This window comes from Acidiphilium sp. 34-64-41, assembly GCF_002282635.1.
Classification (GTDB): Bacteria; Pseudomonadota; Alphaproteobacteria; order Acetobacterales; family Acetobacteraceae; genus Acidiphilium; species Acidiphilium rubrum.
Genome location: NZ_NCJX01000138.1, coordinates 1 through 5,288, shown reverse-complemented (window position 1 = coordinate 5,288; position 5,288 = coordinate 1). Strand labels below are relative to the sequence as shown.

At 59.0% G+C, this 5,288-nt stretch carries 4 protein-coding genes and 1 pseudogene; 3 read left to right on the top strand and 2 right to left on the bottom strand.

Annotated elements, in window-relative coordinates; all coding sequences use genetic code 11:
- Positions 1 to 100 precede the first annotated feature (100 nt).
- Positions 101 to 388 (bottom strand): annotated as a pseudogene (locus B7X49_RS17975) (hypothetical protein); the annotation flags it as partial.
- Positions 389 to 739: 351 nt separating this feature from the next.
- Here B7X49_RS17975 and B7X49_RS17970 point away from each other — a divergent pair.
- Genes B7X49_RS17970 through B7X49_RS17960 form a run of 3 tightly spaced genes read left to right on the top strand, consistent with a single transcriptional unit; the run spans position 740 to position 4,429 of the window.
- Positions 740 to 2,029 (top strand): ABC-three component system protein, encoded by a 1,290-nt coding sequence (locus B7X49_RS17970; protein ID WP_286705295.1) that lies wholly within the window; start codon positions 740 to 742, stop codon positions 2,027 to 2,029.
- Positions 2,022 to 2,537, top strand: coding sequence for an ABC-three component system middle component 5 (locus tag B7X49_RS17965; RefSeq protein ID WP_026440817.1), 516 nt, complete (start codon positions 2,022 to 2,024; stop codon positions 2,535 to 2,537). Before B7X49_RS17970 ends, B7X49_RS17965 begins: the two co-directional genes overlap by 8 nt.
- Entirely contained in the window at positions 2,534 to 4,429 is a 1,896-nt protein-coding gene (locus B7X49_RS17960) for an AAA family ATPase (RefSeq protein ID WP_286705294.1), read from the top strand. Before B7X49_RS17965 ends, B7X49_RS17960 begins: the two co-directional genes overlap by 4 nt.
- Positions 4,430 to 4,587: 158 nt before the next feature.
- Here B7X49_RS17960 and B7X49_RS17955 read toward each other — a convergent pair whose 3' ends face one another.
- Positions 4,588 to 5,175, bottom strand: a complete 588-nt coding sequence (locus tag B7X49_RS17955) for a hypothetical protein (RefSeq protein ID WP_286705293.1) — start codon at positions 5,173 to 5,175, stop codon at positions 4,588 to 4,590.
- Between the last annotated feature and the right edge of the window lie 113 nt (positions 5,176 to 5,288).

Here is a 5,288-nt window from a genome sequence, read left to right as displayed (position 1 = left end):
CACGCCAGCCTCAGGCATGGTGAACATCATGATCGCGATCACCGGAATCAGTGATCGCGATCGACCGGAATGGATGATCGCGATCAACGGAATACGCAGCCTGTCCCGGCACGATGAGCGCCAACCGCTCGCCATCGTCGCGCCGGGCTTCAACTCGGATCGCCCGGCTCTCCACGGTTCGCGCCTCAGCCCGGTCAGCCCGGGCGCGCACCGCCGCATACAACTCCGGCAGAGACAGAAATCGCTCATCATCAGGCCGCGAAAACCATTCCGACGACACCCGCCCCAGCCGCTCCCCCCGGCTGACATCGACCTTAAAACCCGCCGACCCAGCCAGGCCCGCGCTCGCCCCCACAACCGCCACCGCGGCAGATGCATTGATATTCATGGCACTTCTCCACGACAGGCCCCGGAAGCCTCTCCTCCGGACTAAAACCTGTCATGAAGCTTACGGCTCAACTCTGACTCTCAGGCCCGGTACCGGGGTCAACACCACCACGGTTATCCGCAGCATGGCGCCCAAGTAAGCCTTTCCCGTCTCAGGGGCCCTGTCCTGCCCCCCCCATTCGTTCGGGAGGGCGTATCCGCACCGCAGGGTAAACCAGCCCCTTGCCTCAGACGGGCCTCAAGGAGCAGGCCAACGCAGCCAAGCTTTGACGGACTCGCCTTGTGACCTATAGATTCATATAGGATACGATCTGAGTTGCAGAGGTCGATGACAACGACAAAAGGGGCAGGGATGTCGAGCGACGGGCCAACTCAGATCTTTCCGGAGCCGAAGCCCGCGTCACCTCCGGCCGCGGCCCTTGACATTATCTATGTCCATGGGCTGGGCGGAGATCGGCTCGAGACCTGGCAGAAGACCAAAGATACGTTCTGGCCGCGCTGGCTGGCCGAGCAGTTCCCGAATTGCCGGGTCTACATGATTGGCTATGACTCGGATAAGTTCGCTGGCATCCTCGCGGGCGAAGGCGCTTCGATCCAAGACCTCGCGTTGGCCATAGCGGACCAAATCGCGAGCCGCGAAGAAGGCGCGCCGCATGCCGTGCTCGTCGCCCACAGCCTGGGCGGACTCGTCGTCAAGCAGATGCTGCGGCGGTGCATGGATTCGTTGAATCCTGATTTTAACAGCATCGGCCGCTCGGTGGCGGGCGTAGTGTTCTTGGGGCCCCCCCACCAAGGCGCGCAAGCGGCGACCGCGCTCGATTTCTTGTTGCGCAGCTTCAAGAGCAAGCAGGTCAAGCAGCTCGCCTATAGCGACGACACACTAATCGAACTCAACGAATTTTTCCGCTCTTGGGTGTCACGCCAGGGCGCCGCCGTCCGCTCCTTTTACGAGACTGAGAAGACCGGCGGCGTACACATCGTCGACAAGGTCACCGCCAATCCTGGGATCGTGGGAAGCGACCCGATCGCGGTCCAAGCCAACCATATTGATATCTGCAAGCCCGCGAGTAAGACGGCGCCCGTCTATGCGTCGGTCTGCGCGATGATCCGTCAGCTGCTCAAGAATATTGCCCCGGCGTCCGGGCCCGACGGTTCGATCAAGAACGGCGGCGGGGAAAGCGCTTGCGTCACGCATGGCAGTGATACCTCTGCCATGGCCGAGACGGGCGTTGCCCCCGAGGTGTTGGCGGATTTCGAATATTATACGACGATGGCCGACCATGACCGGCGCGATCTGGCGCAGAAACTGGCCGACGCCGGACGAAGCTACGCGATCGCCGACGCGAAGAGGAAGAAGGAGCGGTTCAACATGGCGCTGCAGCGTCATATCGCCCAACCATCCGCGGTGAACCGTTACACGCAGCTGATGGCGGACGTCGAAAGCCGCTTCAATCGCCATGTCGCACGCGTCGTCGCGGATCAGGCCGACACCGCCGCAATCGATAAGGTTGTGCAAGACCAGGTGATCGACCCGTGCACGGCGACCCATTCGACCAGCGGGAATGAGATCACGGCCGGGCTTGTCGACGGAGCACTTTATTATCTCGCGGGCAATTGCCACCTGGCGTGGGACAATGGGTGATTTCCGCGTCTGGTACGCATCGCGCGACCCTTATCATTGCATCTTTCGGATGATTCGGCTGATGACCGCAAAGAGCGAGCCGATTCTGTTGGAGCAGCTGCGCATCCTCGACATGTTCCTTATGTTCCCAGTGCTGCTCCATCGGTTGTCGTTGCCGGCCGACATCAAGGAGCGCTTCCGGCAGTTGGCTGTGCCGACGCCTGCTAATTTCTTCGTCAAGCTGCCGGGCACCGCGTCGGTCTGGCAAGACTTGCAAATCTATCAGTCGACGGCGCTGAAGCGCCTAACCGGTCTGGGACTTTTGAAGCGTGATGCGCTTCGTGACCGATATGCAAGCCTCGAAATCGAGTTGGTGCCCGATGAGATCATGAACAAGGCGATCGCCCAGAACGAAGTCGGGGAGGCGCTGACGCGCTTCCTAGTTGACGATGTCGGGTCGCTGCCCATGTTGGGCAGGAACGGCTTGGTCAAGCGCGCCGGCCTACCGTCCCGGGGGCCCGTCGTATGAGCGCTTTCTTCCGCATCGAAAGAATGCTCGTCACGCGCGGTAGCCATATTCTCTATGACGAGGCACTCCATTCCGGCGTGAATATCATTCACGGCTCGAATGGGTCGGGCAAGTCGACGCTCGCCGATTTCATTTTCTTCGGCCTCGGCGGTGATTTGCGGGAATGGAAGGAGTCGGCCTCACGCGCGGAGCAGGTCTATTCGCAGATCATCACGCCCGCGGGCTTGCTGACATTACGGCGAGATATCTCGACCGATGGCGGCCGGCCGATGTCGATCTTTTTCGGAACGCTGGATGATGCACTCTCATCGCCTGGGGAGGCATGGCAGACACTGCCCTATCGACGCCCAGATCGCGGCTACAGCTTCAACCAGGTGTTGTTCAAAGCAATCGGTCTGCCAGAATCAATCAGCGATGGCGCCAGCAACATCACGATGCACCAGCTTCTTCGATTGCTATATGTCGATCAGTTGACGCCAGTGCAGCGAATTTTCCGTGTGGAGAATTTCGACACCTGGCAGACGCGCCAAGCAGTCGGCGATCTACTCTCGGGGGTCGGTGGCTACGATCTGTTCGACAAGCAGATCGCACTCAGGGAAACCGAAAAACTCTATGATGCCGCCGCAACTGCCTATCGCAGCCTCGTTACGGTTGCGACCGGCTATGGCGAGAATATCCTCTCCGAGCACATCGAGGCGGCGATTGCCAAGATGACCGAAGAGCGCGGGCGTCTCCTTGGATCGATCGACGAGCTGGTGGGGACACCCGAGCCGCAGTTGGAGCGCGAAGATCTCAAGAAAATGCGCTCCGAAGCTATCAAGGACTACAACAGTGCCCGCCGAGCCGTCATAAAAATCAAGGAAGAAATCGAAGTCCTCGAATATGAAATCTCGGATGCCGAGGATTTCATCAAGCATCTCGCCAGATCACTCGCCGACTTCGAAGACGCCTCGATCACCTTCTTTGCCCTCGGTCATCTTGCGTTCGAATATTGCCCATCCTGCTTTGCACCGGTGCCGCCCAAGGATGCGGGCCATTGCCAGCTCTGCGACACCAAGCGTGTCGACGGCGGTGATGATAGCCGCACACTTGCGGTCCGCCTCGACCTGCAGATGCAACTGAAAGAATCGGAATCGCTTCAAGCCGAGCGCAATGCTGAATTGACTCAGAAGAACAGTGCGCTCCGCATCGCGCGCCAAGCGCTGCGGCGCGCGTCATCGACGATCGAGCTTGCTCAGTCGGGGACGGTGACCGGTCGAGAAAGCGCAATTGCGGAACTGAGCCGCAAGGTCGGCTTCATCGACAGTGAGCTGGAGGGCTTCCAGAAGCGCCTCGAACTCGCAAAGCAAATTCGAGCGGCGTCGGAAGCCAAGGAGGATCTAAATACGCGCGTTACGCGACTCAAGGCCGAAATCGAGGCAATCCAACGCGCTCAGGGCAAACGCAAACACGAGGCCTATACGCTCATCTCGAACCAGACCAAAAAGCTTCTTGACCAAGACCTCCAGGAGCATAGCGACTTTGGTGACGTAGCAAACGTCTCCTTCGAATTCTCCGGCGATTGGGTTGCTATCAACGGCGAGAAAAATCGGGCGGGCAGCGCGAGTGGCATGGTTATCCTCAAGAACAGCTTCGCGGCCGGAATGCTGAGCGCGTCTCTGATCGACACGCGCTTCAACCTGCCGCGCTGGATGCTATTTGACAATATTGAGGACAAGGGCATGGTCGAGGAGCGGTCGTGGAACTTCCAGCGGCTCTTGGTTGCGTTGTCGCAGGCATCGATGACCTCACATCAGATCATCTTCACCACCTCCAAAATCGCGCCTGAGCTCAATCGAGAGGAGTTGGTCATCGGACGGCGCTATGAGCGGGCCGCGCGATCGCTGAATTAAAGGATGAATATGATTTAGCGGGGCCAAGCCCCTGGTTGCGCACCCGCAAGGGGTGCGCTTTTGGGCGATCCGCCAAGCGGATCGCTTTTTGGCCGGCCCTGCGGCAGGCTTCAGCTTAGCGGCGTTGGGCGCAGTGCTTCACCACAACCATTTTACGTTTAATCGGCGTCCTCGCTCAATGTTGCAGTTCTGCTTGAACTCGTTTCACGCTCATGCTTTACCGTGCCCGCGGTTTTCGGCTTCCTATTTGCAGCCTTCTTGCGCACCACGTTAATGGCTGCGGCATCGAGCGTGTTCTTGAGGTGGACGGCATAGTGCTTCTCGATCATCTCGACCGAGGTGCGGCAATTTTTCGCCACCTGATAGATGTCCGCACCTTCCATAAGACGCATGCAGATATAGGTATGACGCAAACTATAGGCAGTCCTGGCTTTGCCATCGCGATCAATTTTCAGCCCTGCCCGCTCAAGCAAATTATTAAACAGCTTGATGTGATTGCCCGGGAACACCCGGTCCGTTGGCTGCGGATATTCCAGCTCCGGCAACATCGGTGCCATACCACCGGCCTTTCGCCGTAACTGCCGCTCACGCCGAGACTCGCCATGCGCCGGCTTCGCGCGGGCGAGTAGCCGCTGATAGACGCGCACAGCACCCGGCATACTCTTACAATGTCCCACCCCGCGCTTGCCGCGAACCTCGATCTCCAGAATTTCAGGCTTGTTGCTTTCGTCCTGGGCAATCGTCACGTCACGGTGCTGCAAATTACTCAGCAGTCGGTAATATAGGCGACATTTGGTGCTTTGAAGAATGATTGCACGAGACGTGGTTTGCGCTTGATGGCGGCGAGTTGGGCTTCGAT

Excerpts from the sequence above, each read along its gene's own strand:
- B7X49_RS17970 (WP_286705295.1), top strand. The coding sequence starts at position 740 with ATGTCGAGCGACGGGCCAACTCAGATCTTTCCGGAGCCGAAGCCCGCG.
- B7X49_RS17965 (WP_026440817.1), top strand. The coding sequence starts at position 2,022 with ATGGGTGATTTCCGCGTCTGGTACGCATCGCGCGACCCTTATCATTGC.
- B7X49_RS17960 (WP_286705294.1), top strand. The coding sequence starts at position 2,534 with ATGAGCGCTTTCTTCCGCATCGAAAGAATGCTCGTCACGCGCGGTAGC.